Origin of the sequence: Sphingomonas sp. HF-S4 (genome assembly GCF_032911445.1) — a bacterium.
GTDB classification, from domain to species: domain Bacteria; phylum Pseudomonadota; class Alphaproteobacteria; order Sphingomonadales; family Sphingomonadaceae; genus Sphingomonas; species Sphingomonas agrestis.
The window spans coordinates 1,862,517-1,884,859 of record NZ_JAWJEJ010000001.1; the positions used below are offsets into that span (position 1 = coordinate 1,862,517).

Here is a 22,343-nt window from a genome sequence, read left to right on the forward strand (position 1 = left end):
CCTCCTGCAAGGGAGGGGTTAGGGGGTGGGTTTAGCCTCGGGCGAGGCTTGATGCCTCGACCGTGGCTGTTCTGCCGAACCGTTCGATGAGTCTTTAGTAAGCGCGCGGACGCGCGCACCCACCACGGCCCCTCCCTTCAGGGACGGGAATCCCCAGCACGCCCTAGCGGCGCAGCAGGCCGACGGCCTTGCGCAGCAGTTCCTGGGCCTCGAAGGGCTTCCACAGCACCACCACTTGCGGGCCGGTGAGCGAATCGAGTTTCTCCGAATCGGCATAGCCGGTGACCAGAATCACGGGCAGGTTGGGGTGTTCTTCGCGCACCTTGCGGACGACATTGGCACCGGTGAGCCCCGGCATGGCGAAGTCGACCACCAGAAGATCGGGCTTCAGCCGCCGGACGAGCTCGATCCCGGCATTGCCCTCGGCCGCTTCCTCGACTGTCGCGCCCGCCGACATCAGTGTGTCGCGCAGCGAACCACGGACCTGCGCATCGTCATCGACCAGCGCGATTGTGCAACGCGACAGGTCGATCCGCGCATCCGACCGGGAATCGTCGCCGACGACGCGCCGCGGCTGCGTGGTGGCGATCCGCAGGAACAAGGTGATCGACGTTCCCTCCCCTTGGACGCTCTCGATCGCGAGCGTGCCGCCGAAGCGCTGGATCATCGTCGAGGCCGCGGCGAGCCCCATGCCGGTGCCCTTGCCCTCGCCCTTGGTGGTGAAGAAGGGTTCCACCGCGCGCGCCTGGACCTCGGGCGGCATGCCGATCCCGGTGTCTGACAGGGTAAGCGCGGCATAGTCGCCCGGCGGCAGATCGCGCGCGACCGTCCCGCTGCGACGTTCGGCCGAGATGGTGAGCGTCCCGCCTTCAGGCATCGCATCGCGCGCGTTGAACGCGAGGTTGAGCATCGCCATTTCGAGCTGGAGGGGATCGACCTCGACATTGAGGCCCGGATCGATCCGCTCGATCTTCACCTGGCAGAGCGGGGCGACTGCGCGTTCGATCAGGTCCTTGACCCCGCCGACCAGCTCGCCGAGCCGCACCGCATCGAAATCGGCGCGGCGCTTGCTCGAAAAGGCGAGCAGCTGGCTGGTGAGCGAACGGCCGCGTTCGACTGCGTTGAGCGCGCTCGCGCTCCAGCCGACGACACGATCGATATCGTCGGGCTTGCGCGCGATCAGCTCGAGATTGCCCGCCACCGCCTGGAGCAGATTGTTGAAATCATGGGCGATGCCGCCGGTGAGCTGGCCCATCGCCTCGAGCTTCTGCGACTGGGCAAGAGCTTCCTCGAGCTCGCGGCGCTGCTCGACATGATGGCGCAGCTCGGCAAGCGCCGAGTCGCGCTCCTTCACCAGCGCTTCGAGCTCGGCATTCGCAGCAGTGAGTTGAGCGCGGGACGGCATCGAGATTACCCTGGAAACGAGCGGCCATAGCGCAGCCGCCGTCGCGATCGACGCGGCGGCGGCAACACCCTTAATGACTGTCTCCAACGCATAGAAAGGATGCCACAAAGTCAAGATGCTGATTAAATGTGCAACGCCGCCTGCCATCAAAAACGCGGCGAAACACCAGAATATCCACCCAAAAGCGAAGTCGCTGCGGCGGCGGATCAATACCGCAAGGCCCAGTGAGAGCGCGATATAGGCGACCGCAAGCACCGCGTCGGCAAGGATATTGCCCCACAGCAAATCGGACCGCCACGCCATCGATGCGCCGTGCGGCGCGTAGCTGCCGGTCGACGACGCAACCAGAAGGCTCAGCATCCAAGAATCCTATGCTGCGGACGTTGCCGCGATCCATCCCCTATAGGCCCGTTACCCGATTGTGACCCCTACGTAAAACGCCCGAGTAAGGGCGTATCAGAACGGTAAGGTTCGCCCCTCCGCCGCGCTCTGCCGCGCCAGCTCGATGATGCGCAGCCCGGCAACCGCATCGCCGGGAGAAACCGGCGCGGCGGTGTCTTGCGCGATCGCCTGGGCCACGCCCGAATAATAGCGCCGATAGTCGCCGCGCTCGGACGGGACCACCATGTGGCTGCCGTCGGGGGCGATCAGCGCGCCATAGGTCGCCGGATCCTCGACGCCGTGATCGGGCGCATCGGCGCGGGCACCGGCGCGAAGCTGCGCCTCCTGCGGATCGAGGCCATGCTTGACGAAGCTCGCCTTAGTGCCGTGCACCGCGAAGCGCGGGCGCGGCGCCGGGACGATCGCCGCGGAGGAGAGGATGGCGCGCATCCGGCCATAGTGCAGCGTCAGCTCGAAATAATCGTCGACCTGCGAGGCCTCGCGCTGCGCGCCGATATCGGCAGTGACCGAGCGCGGCGGCCCGAACAGCGCGAGCACCTGATCGACCAGATGCGGCCCGAGATCGATCAGCACGCCACCGCCCGGCCCCGCGGTCTCGCGCCAGCTGTCGCGCAGGCCGAGGCGGAAGCGATCCCAGCGCGCCTCGTAGAGCATGACCTCCCCGATGCGGCCCTGGTCGATCAGGCTGCGCAGCGTGAGGAAGTCGCTGTCCCAACGGCGATTGTGGAACACGCTGAGCACCCTCCCCTGCGCCGCGGCGAGCGCCTGCAGTGCCTCAGCATCGGCGACGTGGGTGGCGAAGGGCTTGTCGATCACGACATGCTTGCCCGCCTCGATCGCGGCGCGGGCCAGCGGGGCATGGGTATCGTTGGGGGTGGAGATCACCACCAGCTCGATCGCCGGATCGGCGAGCAGCGTGGCGGCATCGGGCACCACCTGCATGCTGGGATAGCGGTCGCGCACTTGTTCTGCGCGCGAGGTGACGATCGCGGCGAGTTCGAGTTCGGGGACGGCATCGACCAGCGGGGCGTGGAACGCCATGCCGCCCAGGCCATAGCCGATCAGTCCGGTGCGGATCATGCGAAGCTCCTTTGCAGCCCGCCATATAGGGACACGTTCCGCTCCGGACAGTCCGGAGCACAACTGGGCTAGATTGCGTATTTCGCCCGCTGCGGCCGGCTGAGCATGGCATTGGCTTCGTCGTCGCCGAGGAAGCGCTCGGCCTTGGGATCCCATTTGAGCCGGCGGCCGGTCTTCATCGCGGTCCAGTGGAGCAGGCAGGTCGAGCAGGCGCGGTGGCCGATCTCGGCGGGGGCGCTCAAGGGCACGCCGGTCCGAATCGCATCCAGCCAGTTGCGGTGCTGCTCGGGCACCTCGAGCAGATGGACTTCGTTGGGGCCGATCACGCTGGTCAGGATCTTGGGATCGCTCGCCTGGAGCGGCTCCATCGGCTTGGCGCCCGCGCTCGGATCGCTCGCGGTGACCGCGCCGCTGCGGGTGACGAAGATCCAGCCCTTGTCGCCGATGAACTTCACCCCGTTGGGCAGCGCGCCGGAGACTTTCATCGTCACGCCATTGGCGTAGCGCGCATGCGTCTCGAACGCGCCATGGACGTTCCACAGCCCGGACTTGGGGAATTCGGCCTTGCCCCAGATCTCGACCGGCCCCGAATGCTCCATGTCCATGCCCCAATGGGCAGTGTCGATATGGTGCGAGCCCCAGCCGGTGATCATCCCCGCGCCATATTGCTCGATGCGCAGCCAGCCCGGGCGATCCTCGAACGAATTCTGCGGATGCACGCCGATCTCGGTATAGGGCACCTCGGGCGTGGTGCCGAGCCAGGCATCGTAGTTCAGGTTGGACGGCACCGGCATCGGCGGCGCCTCCGGGCCCGAAGGATCGCCGGGCAAGCCCACCTCGACCTGGCGCAGCTTGCCGATGCGGCCATTGCGGACAAGCTCGCACGCACGGTGGAATTGCGGCCAGGGGTTTTGCGCGCGCTGCTGCGAGCCGATCTGCAGCAGCATGCCGCTCGCCTTGACCGCATCGGCCATCGTGCGGCCTTCGGAAATGGTCAGCGCGGCGGGCTTCTGCAGATAGACATGCTTCCGCGCACGGACGGCATGGACCGCCTGGGGCGAGTGGTGATGGTCCGGCGTCGAGATCAGCACGGCGTCGATCGACGTGTCGGCGAGCAGCTCGCGATAGTCGTGGAACATCCGCGTGCCCGAATAGGGCTTGCCGGTGCTCGCGGTATAGCGCGCATCGACCAGTTCCTTGCCGGCGCCCAGGCGGATCGTATCGACGTCGCACACCGCGACGATCTGCGCGTCGGCATGCTTGTGGATCTCGTGCATGTCGTGGCCGCGCGAGATCCGCCCCACTCCGATCGCGCCGATCGTGATGCGGTTGGACGGCGCGTTCTGGCCGAACACGCTGGCAGGCACGATCGCCGGGGCTGCGACGATGGCGCCGGTCTTGAGAATGCCGCGTCGGGAAAGCTGCATGATCTTCTCCTTCAGCCCAGCTTGGGCCGGGTGGCGTTCTTCTGGGCGGTCAGCACCAATTCGGCGGCGAGCAGCGCCTGGTCCTGGTCCTGCGCGACCGAGGTGCGCTCGACCACGTCGGTGACGAATTGCGGGCCGAAGGGCAAAGGCACCTTCGAGCAATCCACATAGCGCACGCCCTTGTTGTCGGTGAGGAACAAGTGGTTGCCGCCAGGGCGCCCGGCGACGTCGACATATTTCCGGAGTTCGATCGTCCCCTCGGTGCCGAGCAGGAACAGCCGGCCGTCGCCCCAGGTCGGCAGCCCGTCGGGCGTGAACCAGTCGACGCGGATATAGCCCGTGCCCCCATTGCCGGTAACGACCATGTCGCCGAAATCCTCGAACTTGGGCTTGTCGGCCCAATGAAGGTTGCCGGTCTGCGCGGCGACGACCTGCGCCGAGGTCGAGCCGGTATAATAGAGGAACTGGTCGGCCTGGTGGCTGCCGATATCGGTGAGGATGCCGCCATACCTGGCCTTGTCCCAGAACCAGTCGGGCCGGGTGGGCGCGCTGACGCGATGCGGCGCCAGGTTCACCGTCTGGATCACCTTGCCGATCGCGCCCTGCGCGACGAGTTCGCCCGCATATACGGCCGAGCGCACTTCGAGCCGCTCGGAATACATGATCGCGAACTTCTTGCCCGTCTCCTTGACCGTACGGCGGACCTCGGCAAGCTGCTCTAGGCTGGTGATCGAGGGCTTGTCGCCGAGATAGTCCTTGCCCGCGCGCATCGCCCGGATGCCGAGCGGCGCGCGCAGATCGGGGATCGGCGCGCCGATGATCAGCTGGATCGACTTGTCGCCGAGGATCTCGGCCTCGCTCTTGGCGATCTTCACGCCGTTGCCGTAGCGCTTGACGAAGGGCTCGATCTGCTTGGGATCGGCGGCGAACACCGCGACCGGCGTGCCGCCGCCGCGGATCATCGCGTCGGTCATGCCATAGATATGCGCGTGATCGAGGCCGATGATGCCGAACTTGATGCGGTGTTTGGCGGTCGGCTCGGGCGCCGAGGGCGCGGCGTCGGCCGAGACGGCATTGCCCTGGGTGACCGATTGGGCGAGCAGCTCGGGCGGCAGCGTGGCGGAAAGCCCTGCCAGCCCGGCGCCGGTGAGCATCGTACGGCGGTGCATCTTGGTCTCCTCAGTGCGCGGGCGTGGCCGGCGTCTTCCAGTTGATGACGTGATAGGTTGCCGGTGTTTCGCCGACATTGCGCAGCGCGTGCGGCGAATTGGAGGCGTTGAACACCACCGATCCGGGCCCCAGCCGCTTCCACGCGCCACCGCTCAGCACCTCGACGGTGCCTTCGCGGATGATCACCAGTTCTTCGTTGGGGTGAGTGTGCGGCGGGTGCGAGGCGAGGCCCGGATTGAGCGTGGTGACGTGCATCTCGAGCTCGTCGAGCGTCGCGGTGGGCTGGCGGACGAGAGTGCGCAGTGCGCCGACATCGGTGGTTTTCACGTCCATCTTCGCCCAGTCGAACACCGCGGGGCCGAGTCTGGCGGGAATGGTCTGCGCCGCTGCGGCGACCGCCCCGACGCATAACGCAGCCAAGCCCGCGACGACGGCGTCTCTTCCGGTTATCCGCATTGCCTCTCCCATCCCGTGCTCCTGCAAAAAGCAGGGAGCCGGCGTTTCAGGCCGGTTCGCTTGTCATCCTGGGCTTCTGCTTTCGCAGGATTGCGAATCCGGTTCCCGACAACCTACTCGAAAACTCCGCATCTGAAACTCATTTGTCTGACATATCGCAACAGCGAAGGTCACACCTTGCGCGCCCGCAGAAACGGCTCGATCACCGTTGCCATCAGATCATAGCCCTGGTCGGTCGGATGGACACCATCGGTCGCGAGGCCCGGTCGCATGCCGCCCTTGGCGTCGGCTAGGACCGGCCAGTAATCGATCCAGGTCACTCTCGCAGTTTGCGCATATGCCTTGAGCCGGGCGTTGATCGCGCGGATCGGCGCGACCGTCTCCAGCCCGGGCCGCCACGGAAAGCCGTCCGCGGGCGGCACCGAGGCGATCAGCACCTCGATGCGATTGGCCTGGGCGATCGCCGTCATCATCCGGAAATTGTCGCAGGTCTGGGTGAGCGTGATCTTGCCGGTGTTGCCGGCAACGTCGTTGGTCGCGGCCATGATGTGGAGGTAGCGCGGCTTCAATGCGACGACGTCGGCCATCATCCGCAGCACCATTTGCGGGGTGGTCTGTCCGCCGATCCCGCGGCCGACGCGACCTGGCTTGAAGAATTCCGGACGCTGCCTGCGCCAGCCTTCGGTGATCGAATCGCCCATGAAGACGATGTTGGTCTTCGCGCCCGATGCGAGCAGCGCACGGTTCTCCTCGGCATAGCGATCGAGCCAGGGCCAATCTTCGCGAAGCTGGCGCTGGCGCTTGTCCTCGCGATTCTCCTGCGGCTGCGCTCGGACGGCGAGCGGGAGCGCGAGTGCGCCGGCCAGGAAGCCGCGGCGAACGATCGGCATCGTGATCTCTCCTGTCCTTCGGCGAGCGGCGACCCGCCTGTTTCGGCACGAGCTTAGCGGGCTGCAAAGAAAGCTGGCAAGCGCGCTGGATCGCAGTCGTTCTTGAGAATGAGCCCGCCATAAGCGCGGTTCCGGGGCTCGCATCGGCCAGCAGCACCGCGCCTCTGTTCGCCCGCGGTCGGCATATCTCGGCCGCGGGCCAATAGTTTCTCGCACTTGCACGCGAACTTCGCCTATTAGCACTTCGATTCAGCTGAATTGCCGGGGGGCGACGCAGCCGGGCAGGAGTATGAGTGTGATATCGCGAGCGAGTTTAGGCCGATCCCTTTGGCAAGGCAGCGCAGTCGCGGCCGTGGTCGGATTGCTGGCCGCGCCGGGCTTCGCGCAGCAGCAGACGCCCCCTGCCGCACCGATGGTGCAGCCGCTGCCGCCGGTGGCTCCAGTGGTGCCGCCTCCGACGATCAGCGCAGCGCAGGCGGCGCAGCTGACTCAGTTGCTCGCCGATGCCGGCTTCGCGCAAGGGCTTCGCCACGACGGTGCCGCAGCGCCGCAGATGGGCGGTAACGAGGCGGTGGTCCGCGCGGCGCTCGATTATGCCCGCGCGGTGCATTCGGGGCGGCTCGATACCAGCGACTTCCAGGCGGACTGGGGCCTGCGCCCCGCCGCTTATGATCCGATACCGGCCTTTGCCGATGCGGTGAAGCGCGATCGTATTGCGGCGTGGTTCCGCTCGCTGCCGCCACCATATGCCGGCTATGACGGGCTGCAGAAGGGCCTGGCCAATTACCGCAAGATCGAGGCAGCGGGGGGCTGGTCGACGCTCCCGGCGGGCCCGGACCTTGCCGTAGGATCCACCGGGGCGCGAGTCACTGCGCTGCGCAAGCGGCTCGCGGTTGAGGACAGCGACGTCGCGACGACAGGCGCCACGTTCGACGCCGAACTGAAGGAAGCCGTGGTCCGCGCGCAACGGCGCTATGGCCTCAACCCCACCGGCCTCGTCTCGACCCAGACGCTCGCCGCGCTCAACGTCCCCGCCGGCGATCGCGTGCGCCAGATCATGGCGAACATGGAGCGCTGGCGCTGGCTGCCCGCCGAGCTGCCAGCCAAGCGCATCCAGGTCAACATCGCCGCGGCGGTGCTGACGGTGTTCGAGGGCGATGCGCCGATCGCATCGATGAAGGCGGTGACCGGACGTCCGGGCAACGAGACGCCGATGCTCCAGTCGCGCATCCATTCGATCGTGCTCAATCCGCCGTGGAACGTCCCCGCCGGGATCGCCGCCAAGGAGCTGTTCCCCAAGGGTGCAGCCTATCTGGCGGCGAACAATTACAAGATCATCGGCACCGGCGCGGGCCGCCGCATCCAGCAGCAGCCCGGGCCGAAGAGCGCGCTGGGGCTCTACAAGTTCGACTTCGACAACCCTTACGCCGTGTACCTCCACGATACTCCGGCACAGGCGAAGTTCGCGAGCTTCAACCGGCTCGACAGTCATGGCTGCGTGCGGCTCGAAAAGCCCGGCCCGCTCGCCGAGCTGCTGCTGCGCAACGATCCCGCCTGGCAGCCCGACGCGATCGAGGCGGCCAAGGACAAGGGCAAGACGCTGCGCGTCCAGCTCCAGCCGCAGGACCAGGTGCACGTCTATCTGCTCTATTGGACCGCGTTTGCCAGCGCGAACGGCCAGATGAACTTCCGCGGCGATCCCTATGGCTGGGACAAGACGCTCGCCGCCAAGATCGAGAGGCGCTCGGCGATCACCGCCGTCGCCGCACGCTGACGAAGAGGGACCAAGGATGAATATCAAGCGTATCGCCCCGCTCGCTGCAGCACTGGCGCTCGCCGCCTGCTCGGGCGGCGACGAGAAGGCGCCGCCCCCAGTCGAGAACATGGCGCCGATCGAAGTCGAGAACACGACGGTGGAACTGCCGGCCGAGGCGCCCGCCGCGCCGCTGGTCGACAACGTCACCGTCGCGGTGCCCGAGGCCGAGACCGTCCCCTCGGGCCTCAGCGCCGACGAGCAGACCCAGGACGATGCCGACGCCACCGGCATGACCGCGCGCGTCTCGCGCGATGAAGCCGGCAACGACAGCGCGCCGGTGGAATAGACCCGTTTCCGCCGGCGGCGTCAGGCGTCGCCGGCGGGGCAGTATTGCGCCAGGAAATCCTGGTGCGACGGCATCCGTGCGACCGCAGTGTCGATATTCGACTTGAGCGTCGCGAGCGCGCCGGCGAGCGTGTCGGCATCCATCATTCTTGCGAGCTGGTGATAGCTTCGAGGGGCTAGCCCCTGGCCGAGCAGCACCTGAACCCAGCTATCCACCCGGAACAGGTCGTTGCCCTCCTTATAGGCCTGAGCGGCATCGCGGAACAGCGCCATGCGCTGCGCGAGGCTGTCGGGAATCTCCATCGTCCGGCAGCGATCCCAGAAGGGGGAATCGTCGCGCTGGGTGAGGTGGTAATGGAGCGTGATGAAGTCGCGGATCCCCTCGATTTCGTAGCGCGACTGGGCGTTGAACCGCGCGGCCAGCGCCTCGCTGCACCCGCCGAACGGGAATTCCTGGATCAGCCGGGTGATCGCGACCTTAACCAGATGGATGCTGGTCGATTCGAGCGGTTCGATGAAGCCGCTGGCGAGGCCCAGCGCCACGCAGTTCTTGTTCCAGACCTGCCGCCGTGCGCCGGTCTGGTACCGGATTACCCTCGGCTCGGTGAGGACTTCGCCTTCTACATCGCCAAGAAGCTGGGCCTGCGCCTCGTCGTCCGAGAGGAAGTCGCTGCAATAGACGATGCCGTTGCCGACGCGATGCTGGAGCGGGATGCGCCAGCGCCAGCCGGCCTGGTGCGCGATCGCGCGGGTGAGCGGGATGGCGGGGCCTACCGAGCGCGTCTGCACCGCAATCGCCGAATTGGTGGCGAGGTAGCGCGTCCAGTCGTCATAGCCGGTCTCCAGCGTCTGCTCGATCAGCAGACCGCGAAAACCGGTGCAGTCGAGGAACAGGTCGCCTTCGACGCGCGTCCCCGATGCGAGCACCAGCGCGGTGAGGAAGCCGGTTTCGGGATGCTGCTCGACCTGCGCAATCTTGCCCTCGACCCGCCGTACGCCCGCCGGTTCCGCAAGCCCCCTGAGGAAGCGCGCATAGAGCGTCGCGTCGAGATGATAGGCGTAGTTGATCGGCACGCCCTCGGCCTTGGCGAACTTGCCCGCCTGCGACGCCTGGAGCTCGAAGCAATAGTCCGCCAGGCTGCCGCCAAAGCCGCGAGCCTGTGCATGGAGCCAGAAATGGTGGAAGTCGGCCATCCAGGTCGAGCGCTTGCCGATCTCGCCAAAGCTGTGGATGTAGCGGTCGCCGGGCTTGCCCCAATTCTCGAACGAGATGCCCAGCTTGAAGGTCGCCTGGGTGGCGCGCATGAATGCCTGCTCGTTGATCGTCAGCAGGTCGTGGAAGCTGCGCGACGTGGGGATGGTCGATTCCCCCACCCCGACCGTGCCGATCTCGTCGGACTCGACCAAGGTGATATCGAGCAGCGGCCCGAGCTGCTTGACCAAAGCCGCCGCGGCGACCCAGCCGGCGGTCCCCCCGCCGGCGATGACGACACGCTTCACGATCTGTTCGCTCATCGGTTCAACCTGTTCAGGAGGTCCGCGCGCAGCCGGCGCGCCTTGATGTCGTCGAGCGGCGCGAGGTTGCCGCGGGCAGCTTCGGGCAGATGCGCACCCGCGCGATCGGCGGGGCCGAAGACATAATAATCGAACAGCGCCTTCCACCCGGCCTTCTCGTGCTCGGGGCGGTCGCGCAGGCTAAGCATCGCATGGAGCAGCGTCGTCTGGGGCGTATCGACGAAGCGCGGCGCGGCATTCCACCAATAGTTGATCATCGCGTTGAACGGATCGAGCGCCTCGACCTGATGCCACCACAAGGCGGGATAGATCAGCGCGTCCCCCGGCTCCATCTCCGCCACTTCGCCCGCGGCCAGCGCGTCGGCGAAGCCGGGATGGCGCACCGGATCGGGCGCATCGAAATCGACCATCGAGACGACCTGCCCCGCCGGCGTCAGCTCGAGCGGGCCGGGATAGAGATTGGCCGCCTGATCGGGCGGGAACAGCGTGAAGCGCCGGCGCCCGACCAGAGTCACCGCGATGTTGTTCGACATGTCGTAATGCGCCGCCGCGGTGGTGCGGTTGCCGATCCAGATGCTGACCAGCGGCGGATGCGCCTCCAGTTGCGGATCGCCGAACGGCAGTGCCGCCTGTTCGCGAAGCCCCGGCAGATACGAGTCGATATCGGTGGAGCCGATATAGATCGCCGGCGCGTGCGGATCGTCCAGCCCGGCGAGGAGCCGGTCCAGATAGCCCGACAGCGATCCGCGCTCGCGCGCGAAATTCAGCGCCGTGCAGTCGTCGGCATAGCCGAACCGGCCGCCGATCGCCGCATCGCCGACATAGGCAGTGACCGGGCGCCCGCCATCGAATTGCTTGAGCCAGGCAATCGCCGACTCCGCGCCTTGCAGCCCGGCGGCGACCAGCGGCACGTCGCGCGCGATCCCGCGCAGGATCGCGGGACGCCCCTCGGCGATCAGGTCGGCGACGGCCAGGCTGCGCGCGTCCGCGCCCTCGATCACGCGCGTCCGACGAGCGATGGCGGGCATGCCGGTCAGGCCACCGGATCCAGCAGCGCCTGCTTGCGGGCGATCAGCTGCTGGATGTTGCCGAGCGACGCCGCGGCCAGGATCGCGAGCCGCAATATCCCCGCGCTGTACAGCTGCTCGAGCGCCGCCCCCGTCACCGCGGCAAGGCGTTCGACATCGATTACGAGCACGTCGGGGATCGTATAGCGGCGGTCCTCGCTGACATCGACGGTCAGCGTCACCGGCGCGAGCAGCCCGGCCTGGTCGAGCGCCGCATAGGCCCCCGGCGCCCTGTCCGTCTCGCGATAGAGCAGCTGCAGGATCTCCGAGATCCGGTTCAGGTACGGCGTATTGCCGCCATGCTCCAGGAACAGCGGCAGGCCCTCGCCCGCGCCCACCCGCGGATCGTCCATGTCGACATGAACCATCGGCTCGCCCGCCCCGGCGCCGTCGGCACTGCGCGCGATGCCGATCGAAAACGGTCCGCGCTGGTGCATCGCGGGAACGTACCGGCTCGCCCAGCGATCGCCGGCGAGGAACAAATTCTCGTCGCGGTCGAGCCCGAGCAGCGCATAGGCCTGGATCCCAGCCTCGCGACGGCGAAAGATGATCGCGAACTCGCGCTGCAGTTCCTCGAACTCGGCGGGGAAGACCAATGCCTGGTTGGCGGCGTCGCCGAACGCGGCGCCTGCGCGGGGGCTGACCCGCAGATTTGCGTGGTCGATATTGTTGATCTGTACGGGGTTCATCCGCTCCGGTCCTGTTTGCACCCAGTCTAGCGACGCGCGGGTGCCAGACAAAAGAAAAAGGCCGCTGCTCGGGAGCTGCGGCCTTTCTCCCCCTTTTATCGGGAGTGGGCGCTGGCCCACTCCCGGGTCCGGTTAGAAGCGGAAGCGTCCGCCGAGCCAGAAGCGCGGCTTGAGCTCCTGCACATAGACCAGGTTGGTCTCGCTGCGGGCATATTGACGGAACGGCTCGCTCGTCAGGTTCACCGCCTCGAGCGACAGCGAGAAGTTCGGCGTGAAATCATAGCTGATGTTCGCGTCGAGCGTGCCGAACGTGTCGGTGAACAGCGGGTTGCGGTTGCCGCCCTGGTTGGTGCCCGACAGATACTTGTCACGCCAGTTGTACGAGACGCGGGCCGAGAGACCGCCCTTGTCGTAGATCGCCGTCAGGTTCGCGCTGTCGCCCAGGCCGGTCAGTGCGAAGATGTTGACGTTCGGATCGGCATAGGGGTCCACGTTCACGTCGCCGTCGACCTTGGTGTACGACGCCGCAAAGCCGAAGCCCGACTCCCCGAAGAAGTGCGTCCAGGCGACTTCGAAGCCGTGGATGTTGCCCTCACGATTGTTGACCGGGCCGCTGATCGCGAAGTTGAACAGCGGGTCGGCGTCGTTGGCAACGATGTCCACCGCAGTGGCGAGCTGGTTGTAGAACGCCGTGCCCAGGCCCACGCCGGGGGTGTAATTTGCCTGGAACTGCGCCGTCGCCGCAGCCTGGTTGCCGTTGTTCTGCACCAGCAACGCGGTGTAGGCGAACAGGTTGATGTCGCTCAGCGGAATGTTGTTGGTCCGCAGATAATCGAGCGCGACGCCCGAACGCGTGCCGGGAGCGCCCGAGCTCGGATCGCGCAGGCCGAACAGGTTGCCATTGGTAACCTGCGTGCCGATGAAGTTGCGCACATTCTTGTTGAAGAAGCCGATCGATACGAAGCTCGAGGGCTTGTAGTACCACTCCAGCGACACGTCGAAATTGTCCGATTCCAGCGGCAACAGCGACGGATCCTGCACGTTTGCGCCCGCAGCTGCAGCGCCAAGCGCCGTCGGGCGGTTGGGAGCGTTCGCCGTCACCGATGCGAACAGGCTGCCGTAATCCGCACGTGCCAGCGTCTGGCTGAACGAAGCACGCGCCTTGACGTTGTCGAGAACCTCGATGTCGAAATCGAGTGAAGGCAGCAGGTTATCGTAGCTCGCCTTCTGGACCACTGCGCCGCCGGCAGGGCCGCCATCGACATAGAGATCGTTGTCCGACGCCCAGCGGATCGCCTGCGGCACCGATTGCAGCGCCACTGCATTGACTCGCGTCTTCTCGTAGCGGACGCCGATCAGGGCGTTTGCACGGCGGCCGGCGATTTCGCCGCTCCAGTTCATCTGGCCGTACACCGCCCAGGTCTTTTCGCCGACCGTATCGTCCGCCGAACCCTGCAGCGCGATGTTCCGGCCGGGCTGGTTGACGTAGTAAGGCGAGAAGATGTCGAGGAGCTCGACTGCGTCGCCGCGGAACGCGACCAGCGCCGAGCCGGTCGAATTCGGGTTATACTTGTCGAACTTGCAGGTCATGCAGAAGGTCTTGACCAGATCGCCGGCCAGCTGGCTGACGAGCCCGGTGTCGGTGATGCCCCAGTCGCCCAGCATCTGCTGGGTGTTCGAGCTCGCCGAGCGCATCTTGGCATCGACATAGTCGCCGCCGAAGACGAACTTGCTTCCCTCGCCCAGATCCCAGGCGAATTCGGCGCCGTACTGATTGATCCGCGCTTCCTGCTCCGAAGTGATCGTACGCGCGATCTGCGTGCCGACGTCGCCGATATCGAGCTGGTTGTTGCAATTGCCGCCGCGGCCGCCGTTGGTGGCGTTGCAGTCGTTGATCGTTTCGGACTGCTGCGGGAAGCCACCGGTGAAATCGACGCGGTGCGTCGCACGAACCGGGGCGCCGATCGAGATCGTCGTCGCCGACGATCCGTTGGCATTGTCCGGCGTGGTCTTCGACTTCGAATGGTTGGCGTCGAGCGTCAGCGACAGGGCGTCGGTGAAGTTCCACTTGAGGTTGCCGCCGACCGAGTACAGCTCGCTCTGGGTGGCGAAGCGCTGCTGCTCATAGCCCTTATCCGCCTGCACCGCTTCGGCCAGGATGATGGCGCTCTGCATCTGCTTGTTGTCGTCGAAGGTGACGTCGGTGAACGGACGCTGGAACCAGTTGGTCTGCTCGCTGCGCTCGTCGCTCAGCTTGTTGCGGGCATAGAGACCGTCGACGGTGATCTCGATCGCGTCCGAAGGCTTGAACTGGACGACCGCCTGGCCGTTCAGACGCTCGCGACGGTTCTCGGAGAACTGGTAGCGGCTGTCGTTCGGGATCTGGACATACGGCGTCGTCGGCCGATTGGTGATGTTGGTCGTCGGGCTGATATATGGGCCCGCCGTGCTGAGGAAGGCTGCCAGCGGAACGATGTTCCAATAGTTCGGGTTCGACTGGATCGAAGTCGATTCGCGCAACTGGTAGCTGCCGAACACCGTGACGCCGAAGGTCTCGCTGGGGTTCTTCCAGTTGAGCAGGCCCGAAACTTCCGGAGTGATCTTCTTCAGATCGGCTTCGGCATCCTCGACCGTCAGATCATAGAGCGCCTTGGCGCCGATCGAGCCCGAGAAGCCGTCCTCGCGCGAATCGAGCGGACGGCGAGTCACGATGTTGATTGCGGCGCCGATGCCACCCGACGGGATATTGGCGCGGCCGGTCTTGTATACTTCGAGCGCCGAGACGCCTTCCGAGGCGAGGTTCTGGAAGTCGAACGAACGGCCGGTGCCGCGTGCGAAGGCGTTGCCGGTGCTGGTATCGATGCTGGTGGAGGGAAGCTGGCGACCGTTGATCGTCACCAGGTTGAAGCCGCCGCTGAAGCCGCGAACCGCGACCTGCGAACCTTCGCCGTTCGCACGGGTGATCGAAACGCCGGTGATCCGCTGCAGCGACTCGGCAAGGTTGGTATCGGGGAACTTGCCGATGTCTTCGGCGGAGATCGCATCGACCACGCCGGCCGAGTTGCGCTTGATCGCGATCGCCTGATCCAGCGCGGCACGAATGCCGGTGACGACGATATCTTCGCCTTGCGCCGTGTCATCCTGCGCTGCCGAGGCCGTATCGGCCTGCGCAGCTTCCTGCGCCAGCGCCATGCCAGGCATCATCAGGCACGCCGTGATGGCGATTGCGGAAGCCGTACGCGCGAGCGTCGGCGTGCGCCGAGTGCTTTTCATTTGTCCCCTCCTCGTCAGCGCGCCCCGCGCGCCGCATGGTTTTTTATAAGGTCGGCCCGATCGCCGACTGATGTTAACGCTACCATCATGTCCTGCGTTGTCAACTGCTGATAACGCAACTTGCCGACAACTAGGCGTCGGCAGATATCGACTTGTTTTCAGACGCTTGCTCTATTTGCTGCAATGCAGAACGGACGAAATTCGATTGATGCGGCATAAATGGCACAGTTGCTGGCCGGTATCGTCTGCCGAATCCAACAGCCGTCGGGCGGCGAAGCGGCTCGACAGCAGGTTCCATCTTATGGCACATCCTGCCACACAATGAGACGAGCCGCTTCCACCCTCGATTATCGCGAATTGGCGCGCCGCCGCCTGCCGCATTTCCTGTTCGAATATATCGACGGCGGTTCCTATGCCGAGGTGACGCTCAAACGGAATGTCGAGGATCTCGCGGCGATTGCGCTGCGCCAGCGCATCCTTCGCGACGTCTCGGCGCTCGATTTGTCTGCGGAGCTGTTCGGGCAAAAGCTGGCGATGCCGGTGGCGCTGGCGCCGATCGGGCTGGCGGGGATGAACGCCCGGCGCGGCGAGGTCCAGGCGGCGCGCGCGGCGGAGAAAGCGGGCATCCCCTTCTGCCTCTCCACCGTCTCGGCGTGCCCGCTCGGTGAGGTTGCTAAGGCGACCAGCGTCCCCTTCTGGTTCCAGCTCTACATGATCCGGGACCGCGGCTTCATGGCCGACCTGCTCGATCAGGCGCGTGCGGCCGGTTGCAATGCGTTGGTGTTCACCGTCGACATGCCCGTCCCCGGATCGCGCTATCGCGACTATCGCTCGGGGCTTGCCGGGGCGAGCGGCGCTGCGGGCGCGCTGCGGCGGATGTGGCAGGCCGTCAAGCGCCCGGGCTGGGCGTGGGACGTCGGCGTGCACGGTCGCCCGCACCAGCTCGGCAACGTCGCGCCGGTGCTCGGCAAGAATACCGGGCTCGAGGATTTCTTCGCCTGGATGCGCAACAATTTCGATCCGACGGTGAGCTGGCGCGACTTGGACTTCATCCGTGAGCGCTGGAACGGCCCGCTGATCATCAAGGGCATCTTGGACGCCGAAGACGCGCGCGACGCCGCCAGGCTCGGCGCCGACGGGATCGTCGTCTCCAATCATGGCGGGCGCCAGCTCGACGGCGTACCCTCAACCGCGCACGCGCTGCCCGCGATCGCCGACGCGGTGGGCGACAAGCTGACCGTGCTCGCCGACGGCGGGGTGCGCTCGGGGCTCGACGTGGTGCGGATGCTCGCGCTCGGCGCCAGGGGCGTGCTGCTCGGCCGCGCCTGGGCCTATGCGCTCGCCGCGCAGGGCGAGGCGGGCGTCACCCACATGCTCAAGCTGGTCGAGGCCGAGATGCGCGTCGCGATGGCGCTGACCGGCTGCACCAGCATCGACAAGATCAGCCGCGACGCCTTGGTGGAGACCGAGCGCCGCTGAACACCATAACGGGCAAAAAAGCCCGACGGGAGAGGAAGATGGATCACAGCGAAGGCCCCGCCGTCCGGCGGCGCGACGTGCTAGGCGGGCTCGCGGCAGGGACCGCGCTGGCGGCGGCGCTCGATGCGCAGGCGGCGGATAGACGGAAACGCTATGTCTCGGTCGGCGTCGGCAGCCGCAACCGGATGTTCCAGCAGGCGCTGTGGGGGCCGCACAAGGCGCATGGCGAGCTGATCGCCGCGTGCGACGTCAATCCGGGCCGGCTCGACTATCTCGCTCGCGAAGCGACCAAGGCCGGCGCGCGGCCGCCCAAGCCCTATCTCGCCGCCGATTTCGACAAGATGTTGCGCGAATTGAAGCCCGACGCAGTGATCGTCACCACGCCCGACGCATTCCACGACGATTATGTCGTCCGCGCGCTCGACGCGGGGTGCGACGTCATCACCGAGAAGCCGATGACCACCACCGCGGCCAAGGCGCAGCGCATCCTCGACGCGGTCAAGCGCAGCGGGCGGCACATCCGCGTGACCTTCAACTATCGCTACTCGCCGTTCCGCAGCCAGGTGAAGGAGCTGCTGATGGCGGGCGAGATCGGCGACGTGCTGTCGGTCGATTTCCAGTGGCTGCTCAACACCGTCCACGGCGCCGACTATTTCCGCCGCTGGCATTCGAACAAGGCCATCTCCGGCGGGCTGATGGTCCACAAGGCGACGCACCATTTCGATCTGGTCAATTGGTGGCTCTCCGACATGCCGGTCTCGGTCAACGCCACCGGCAAGCGAGAATTCTACACGCCCGAAATGGCGCGCCGCTTCGGGCTCGACGGGGCGCACCAGCGCTGCCGCACCTGCCCCGAAAAGGCCGAGTGCAGCTTCTTCTTCGATCTCGCCGCCGATCCCGCGCTCAAGGCGCTGTACCTCGATAACGAGAAGTATGACGGCTATTTCCGCGACCAGTGCGTCTGGCGCCCCGAAATCAACATCGAAGACACGATGAATGTGATCGTCGGCTACGCCGGCGGCACGACGCTCAGCTACAGCCTCAATGCGTTCAATGCCTGGGAGGGCTATCACATCGCCTTCAACGGCACCAAGGGCCGGCTCGAGCATAGCGTGGTCGAGCAGGCGGGCGTCGCCGGCGCGGGCGGGCATAGCGTCGACGATCGGATCAAGACGCGGATCGTGCCGATGCGCGGCGACCCGCGCGACATCGTCCCCCAGACCGGCGCGGCGGGCGGCCACGGCGGCGGCGATGCGGTGATGCTGGCCGACATTTTCGATCCGAATGCGCCCAAAGACGCGCTTTTGCGTGCCGCGGACGAACGCAGTGGCGCCGCATCGATCCTGGTCGGCGTCGCGGCGAACAAGTGCTTCGAGACCGGCCAGCCGGTGAAGATCGCCGATCTGGTCACCGGGCTCGACTGGCCTGTCTATGCAAAGATGCCGAGCCACAAGGCGCCGGTGGCGCAGCCCCCGCGGATGGCAAAGGCCTGACGATGCGGTGGCTCCTGCTCGCAATAGCGGCAGCCACCGCCTCCCCTGCCCCCGCCCAGCCGATCGACCGGCACGCGCTGGTGACGCGGCACAATGTCACGCTCACCCGCGTCGATCCCCACGCGCCGCTGACGCTCGGCAACGGCAATCTCGGCTTCACTGCCGATATCACCGGCCTGCAGACATTTCCCGAGCAATATTCGTCACTTGCGCCGCTTTTGACGATGGCGCAATGGGCCTGGCACAGCTTTCCCAACCCCGAACTCTATACCGAACGCGACGGCCTGGTGATGGTCCCCGTCCCCGGCCGCGGCGACCGGCCCTTCCCCTGGATCCGCGACTGGGCCGAACTGGACAGCCGCCCTGCGCTGCAATGGCTGCGCGAGAACCCGCATCGCTTCTCGCTCGGCCGGGTGGGTCTCGCACTGCTACGGCGCGACGGCACGCAGGCCGCGTTTTCCGACCTCAGCGCCACGCAGCAGACGCTCGATCTATGGTCGGGCACGCTGACCAGCAGCTTCGTCTTCGACGGCGCACCGGTGCGCGTCGAAACGCGCGTGCACCCGACGCGCGACATGGTGATGGTATCGATCGCCTCGCCGCTGGTGGCAGCGGGGCGGATCGGCGTGGACGTCCGCTATCCGGGGGTGGCCGCCAAGCTCAACCCAGATCCCTCTGAATGGTCGAACGATCAGCGGCACCGCACCCGCATCCTCACGCAACGCCCCGACAGGATGGTGGCCGAGCGGCAACTCGACGACACGCGCTATTTCTCGGCGATGCGGGCGCAGGGCGGTACGATTTCACGCACCGGACCGCACGGCTTTCGCGCGCTGGGCCGCCGCGGCGAGACACTGGCGGTAACGATCAGCTTCGAGCGCAACCGCACCGAGCCCGGCCTGCCCGATACGGCGGCGGTGGCGCAACATTGGCGGACATACTGGACCCATGGCGGCGCCATCGATTTCAGCGGCAGCACCGATAGCCGCGCCGCCGAGCTCGAACGCCGCGTGGTGCTTTCGCAATATCTTGCAGCGATCCATCAGGCCGGCGACTATCCGCCGCAGGAGGAGGGGCTGTTCTCGAACAGTTGGAACGGCAAGTTCCACCTCGAGATGACACCCTTCCACCTCGCGCATTGGGCGAGCTGGGGCCGGCCCGAACTGCTCGAGCGCAGCCTGGGCTGGTATCTAGACATGCTTCCCCAGGCGCAGACGCTGGCGAAGCGCCAAGGCGTCGAAGGCGCGTGGTGGAGCAAGATGACCGGGCCGAACGGGTGGAACAGCCCGAGCACGGTCAATCCCTTCATCATGTGGCAGCAGCCGCACCCGATCTACCTTGCCGAGCTCGTGTGGCGCGCACGCCGTGGGGATCGCGCGACGCTCGCCCGCTATGGCGAGGTGGTCGAGCAGACCGCGCAGCTGCTCGCGAGTTGGCCGCTACGCGAAGGCGATCGCTATGTCCTCGGCCCGCCGATCATCCCGGTGCAGGAGAACCATCCGCCGCTCACCACGCGCAATCCGGCGTTCGAGCTCGAATATTATCGATGGGCGCTCGGCGTCGCGCAACGCTGGCGCGAGCGGCGCGGCCTCGCGCGCGAGGCACAATGGGACCGGGTGATCGCAGGCCTGCCGCCGCTTCCCCAGCGCGACGGCTTCTATCTGCCAGTGGAAACCGCCCCCGATTTTTGGCGCACCGCCGCCTCGCCCGCATGCAGCGGCCATGCGGCGGCGGCGCGCTGCCTCAACCGCGACCACCCATCGTTCCTGATGGCCTATGGACTGATCCCGGGCCGGGTCGATCGCGCGACGATGGCGCGCACGCTGGCGCGGACCGAGTCGCATTGGGATTTGCGCCAGACTTGGGGGTGGGACTTTCCGGTCGTGGCGATGACCGCCGCGCGACTCGGCAATCCCGAGAGCGCGGTAGACTGGCTGTTCCGCGACTTGCCCAATAATCGCTGGGGCGTCAGCGGGATGACGCCGCGTGTGCATATGGAGGCGGAGAGGCAAATGGTCGGCCCCGCTGCCGGGACGGGAAGTCCCGGGCCGGACGGCACCGGCTATGTCCGTGCGGCGGAAACGTATTTTCCGTCCAACGCATCACTGCTGCTCGCGGTGGGAATGATGGCTGGCGGCTGGGAGGGATCGTCGGGACCGGCACCCGGCTTCCCGCGGAAAGGCTGGAAAGTGCGCTCCGAAGGGCTGACGCCGCTGCCCTGACCTGTCCCGATATGGTGATTATCCATACTGGTCCGCAGACCCATTCAGGAGTATGAAGGTTAGGCTCCGCAGGGTTCCCCCTAAGGGGTGCGGCCGGGCGGCGTTTAACTCCCTTTTCCGTCGCCCGGCCGTCCGGTTGCGAGCCGATATACGCGTTGCGTAGCGCCCCGATCCCTCCCCCTCCGCCGCGGCGTCAAAATCGGCGAGGTCGAAGTAGCGGTGGATCGCAGCCAGATCGGGGCCAGGGCACACACAGCTATACGCACCGATCCGCCGGACATGGACATGCGCGTCGATCAAGCGCGCTGAGTCCCCACCCGCAGCGCGAACGCCAGCACGACGAGGAAGCACCCGGCCGGAACGAGCATCGCCCAGAGGATCGAGCCGCTGGCGTCGGAGACGGCGCCCATCGCCGCCGTGAGCACCGCCCCGCCGATGATCGCCATCACCAGCAGCGCCGCCGCCGATTTGGTGCGCGGCCCAAGCCCCGCCACCGACTCGGCGAAGATCGTCGGGTACATGATCGACATGAAGAAGCTGGTGGCGACCAGCGCGGCGACGCCGATGCTCCCCCCGATCATCGTCGCTGCGACGCACAGCAATGCGGCAATGCCCGCAACGCCCGCGAGCAGGGGCAGCGCAGCGATACGCCCCATCAGCGCAGCGCCGACGAAGCGCCCGGCCATGAACAGGACCAGCGAGACGGTGAGCCAATTCGCCGCCTCACGCTCGCCGATCGCGGGCACCGCGACCTGAGCATAGCGGATCAGATAGCTCCAGATGCCGACCTGCGCGCCGACATAGAAGAACTGCGCGATCACCCCCGACATCAGCCGGCGCTCGCGAAACAAGGATCGAAAATCGGCAAGCGTGCCGACGCCTTCGTCTACATCACGCTGCGTGGCGATCGGTGGGAAGCGCGTCAGGCGAATCAGCACTGCCCAGCCGAGCACGACACCGGCCACGATCAGATAGGGGAGATGAACCGCAACGCCTTCGGCGGCGCGCCACTCGGCCAGCGACACCGGATCCATCGCCTGGATCTCTTCCAGCAGGAAGGTCGGGTTCGACAGGAGGAAATGGCTGCCGAGCACTACGCCGGCGATAGAGCCGAGCGGGTTGAATGCCTGGGCGAGATTGAGCCGGCGCGACGCGGTCTCCTCGGGCCCCAGCCGCGCGATCAGCGGGTTGGCCGAGGTCTCCAGGAATGCGAGCCCGCTGGCGATGACGAACAAAGCGAGGAGAAAGAAGGGATAGCTCTGCGCCATCGCCGCGGGCCAAAACAGCAGTGCGCCGAATCCATAGAGCCCGAGTCCGGTCAGCACCGCAGCACGATAGCCGCTTGCGCGCATGAACAGCGCCGCCGGGATGGCGAGGGAGAAATAGCCGAGATAGAAAGCCGACTGGACGAGCCCCGCCTGGAAGTCACCCAGCGTGAACAGCTCGCGGAAATGCGCGATCAGCACGTCGTTGAGGTTGTTCGCGACGCCCCACAGGAAGAACAACGCGACGATCAGGGCGATCGGGAGGAGCCCGGCGACACGTGGTGCGCGCGCAACTGCAGCGGATGACATTCCGGCTTCCATTGAGTTCCCCTCCACTTGCGCAGCCTTCTTCGAGACTTGCGTAAATAAAAACATTATTCACATACGAATATACGTTCGCGCCGCCCCG

16 protein-coding genes are annotated in these 22,343 nt (G+C 66.4%); 5 read left to right on the forward strand and 11 right to left on the reverse strand.

What is annotated here, in order from left to right:
* Positions 1–163 precede the first annotated feature (163 nt).
* From RZN05_RS08095 to RZN05_RS08120, 6 genes are all read right to left on the reverse strand, one after another.
* Complete coding sequence (locus tag RZN05_RS08095; protein WP_317226106.1) at positions 164–1,765, reverse strand: response regulator; 1,602 nt, start codon at positions 1,763–1,765, stop codon at positions 164–166.
* Between the two features lie 96 nt (positions 1,766–1,861).
* Positions 1,862–2,887, reverse strand: coding sequence for an oxidoreductase (locus tag RZN05_RS08100; RefSeq protein WP_317226107.1), 1,026 nt, complete (start codon positions 2,885–2,887; stop codon positions 1,862–1,864).
* A 68-nt stretch (positions 2,888–2,955) separates the two neighbouring features.
* Positions 2,956–4,314, reverse strand: coding sequence for a Gfo/Idh/MocA family protein (locus RZN05_RS08105; RefSeq protein WP_317226108.1), 1,359 nt, complete (start codon positions 4,312–4,314; stop codon positions 2,956–2,958).
* Between the two features lie 11 nt (positions 4,315–4,325).
* The gene (locus RZN05_RS08110) at positions 4,326–5,483 is read right to left on the reverse strand and encodes a Gfo/Idh/MocA family protein (protein WP_317226109.1); all 1,158 of its coding nucleotides are present in this window, start codon (positions 5,481–5,483) and stop codon (positions 4,326–4,328) included.
* A gap of 10 nt (positions 5,484–5,493) precedes the next feature.
* On the reverse strand, positions 5,494–5,904 hold the full coding sequence (locus RZN05_RS08115; protein ID WP_317226110.1) for a cupin domain-containing protein: 411 nt from the start codon (positions 5,902–5,904) through the stop codon (positions 5,494–5,496).
* 206 nt (positions 5,905–6,110) lie between these two features.
* Positions 6,111–6,830 carry a GDSL-type esterase/lipase family protein gene (locus tag RZN05_RS08120; protein ID WP_317226111.1) on the reverse strand — a complete coding sequence of 240 codons (720 nt, stop codon included), beginning with the start codon at positions 6,828–6,830 and terminating at the stop codon, positions 6,111–6,113.
* Between the two features lie 289 nt (positions 6,831–7,119).
* Here RZN05_RS08120 and RZN05_RS08125 point away from each other — a divergent pair, with 289 nt between their 5' ends.
* A complete protein-coding gene (locus tag RZN05_RS08125; protein WP_394804793.1) occupies positions 7,120–8,604 on the forward strand; it encodes a L,D-transpeptidase family protein in 1,485 nt (494 codons plus the stop codon).
* Between the two features lie 16 nt (positions 8,605–8,620).
* Positions 8,621–8,932: a hypothetical protein gene (locus RZN05_RS08130; RefSeq protein ID WP_317226112.1), complete on the forward strand. Its 312-nt coding sequence runs from the start codon at positions 8,621–8,623 to the stop codon at positions 8,930–8,932.
* Positions 8,933–8,952: 20 nt separating this feature from the next.
* Here RZN05_RS08130 and RZN05_RS08135 read toward each other — a convergent pair whose 3' ends face one another.
* The 4 genes from RZN05_RS08135 to RZN05_RS08150 all read right to left on the reverse strand — a co-directional run bounded on the left by RZN05_RS08135 (position 8,953) and on the right by RZN05_RS08150 (position 15,475).
* A complete protein-coding gene (locus RZN05_RS08135; protein WP_317226113.1) occupies positions 8,953–10,446 on the reverse strand; it encodes a tryptophan halogenase family protein in 1,494 nt (497 codons plus the stop codon).
* Positions 10,443–11,474 (reverse strand): cupin-like domain-containing protein, encoded by a 1,032-nt coding sequence (locus tag RZN05_RS08140; protein WP_317226114.1) that lies wholly within the window; start codon positions 11,472–11,474, stop codon positions 10,443–10,445. Before RZN05_RS08140 ends, RZN05_RS08135 begins: the two co-directional genes overlap by 4 nt.
* A gap of 5 nt (positions 11,475–11,479) precedes the next feature.
* Positions 11,480–12,202, reverse strand: coding sequence for a SapC family protein (locus RZN05_RS08145; RefSeq protein ID WP_317226115.1), 723 nt, complete (start codon positions 12,200–12,202; stop codon positions 11,480–11,482).
* A 132-nt stretch (positions 12,203–12,334) separates the two neighbouring features.
* The gene (locus RZN05_RS08150; protein ID WP_317226116.1) at positions 12,335–15,475 is read right to left on the reverse strand and encodes a TonB-dependent receptor; all 3,141 of its coding nucleotides are present in this window, start codon (positions 15,473–15,475) and stop codon (positions 12,335–12,337) included.
* 321 nt (positions 15,476–15,796) lie between these two features.
* Here RZN05_RS08150 and lldD point away from each other — a divergent pair, with 321 nt between their 5' ends.
* From lldD to RZN05_RS08165, 3 genes are read left to right on the forward strand one after another with little or no spacing between them, the layout of a single operon-like run.
* Entirely contained in the window at positions 15,797–16,954 is a 1,158-nt protein-coding gene (lldD, locus tag RZN05_RS08155; RefSeq protein WP_317226117.1) for an FMN-dependent L-lactate dehydrogenase LldD, read from the forward strand.
* 38 nt (positions 16,955–16,992) lie between these two features.
* Positions 16,993–18,447, forward strand: a complete 1,455-nt coding sequence (locus RZN05_RS08160) for a Gfo/Idh/MocA family oxidoreductase (protein ID WP_317226118.1) — start codon at positions 16,993–16,995, stop codon at positions 18,445–18,447.
* Positions 18,448–18,449: 2 nt separating this feature from the next.
* Positions 18,450–20,669, forward strand: coding sequence for a hypothetical protein (locus RZN05_RS08165; protein WP_317226119.1), 2,220 nt, complete (start codon positions 18,450–18,452; stop codon positions 20,667–20,669).
* 296 nt (positions 20,670–20,965) lie between these two features.
* Here the strand turns inward: RZN05_RS08165 and fucP are convergent, their stop codons facing one another.
* Positions 20,966–22,243 (reverse strand): L-fucose:H+ symporter permease, encoded by a 1,278-nt coding sequence (fucP, locus tag RZN05_RS08170; protein ID WP_317226120.1) that lies wholly within the window; start codon positions 22,241–22,243, stop codon positions 20,966–20,968.
* Between the last annotated feature and the right edge of the window lie 100 nt (positions 22,244–22,343).

Bases quoted from the DNA above. Each gene is read 5' to 3' on its own strand.
- RZN05_RS08150 (WP_317226116.1), bottom strand. From the start codon at position 15,475: ATGAAAAGCACTCGGCGCACGCCGACGCTCGCGCGTACGGCTTCCGCA.
- RZN05_RS08165 (WP_317226119.1), top strand. From the start codon at position 18,450: ATGCGGTGGCTCCTGCTCGCAATAGCGGCAGCCACCGCCTCCCCTGCC.
- RZN05_RS08120 (WP_317226111.1), bottom strand. From the start codon at position 6,830: ATGCCGATCGTTCGCCGCGGCTTCCTGGCCGGCGCACTCGCGCTCCCG.
- RZN05_RS08140 (WP_317226114.1), bottom strand. From the start codon at position 11,474: ATGCCCGCCATCGCTCGTCGGACGCGCGTGATCGAGGGCGCGGACGCG.
- RZN05_RS08105 (WP_317226108.1), bottom strand. From the start codon at position 4,314: ATGCAGCTTTCCCGACGCGGCATTCTCAAGACCGGCGCCATCGTCGCA.
- RZN05_RS08095 (WP_317226106.1), bottom strand. From the start codon at position 1,765: ATGCTGAGCCTTCTGGTTGCGTCGTCGACCGGCAGCTACGCGCCGCAC.
- fucP (WP_317226120.1), bottom strand. From the start codon at position 22,243: ATGTCATCCGCTGCAGTTGCGCGCGCACCACGTGTCGCCGGGCTCCTC.
- RZN05_RS08100 (WP_317226107.1), bottom strand. From the start codon at position 2,887: ATGATCCGCACCGGACTGATCGGCTATGGCCTGGGCGGCATGGCGTTC.
- RZN05_RS08125 (WP_394804793.1), top strand. From the start codon at position 7,120: ATGAGTGTGATATCGCGAGCGAGTTTAGGCCGATCCCTTTGGCAAGGC.
- RZN05_RS08110 (WP_317226109.1), bottom strand. From the start codon at position 5,483: ATGCACCGCCGTACGATGCTCACCGGCGCCGGGCTGGCAGGGCTTTCC.
- RZN05_RS08145 (WP_317226115.1), bottom strand. From the start codon at position 12,202: ATGAACCCCGTACAGATCAACAATATCGACCACGCAAATCTGCGGGTC.
- lldD (WP_317226117.1), top strand. From the start codon at position 15,797: ATGAGACGAGCCGCTTCCACCCTCGATTATCGCGAATTGGCGCGCCGC.
- RZN05_RS08130 (WP_317226112.1), top strand. From the start codon at position 8,621: ATGAATATCAAGCGTATCGCCCCGCTCGCTGCAGCACTGGCGCTCGCC.
- RZN05_RS08160 (WP_317226118.1), top strand. From the start codon at position 16,993: ATGGATCACAGCGAAGGCCCCGCCGTCCGGCGGCGCGACGTGCTAGGC.
- RZN05_RS08135 (WP_317226113.1), bottom strand. From the start codon at position 10,446: ATGAGCGAACAGATCGTGAAGCGTGTCGTCATCGCCGGCGGGGGGACC.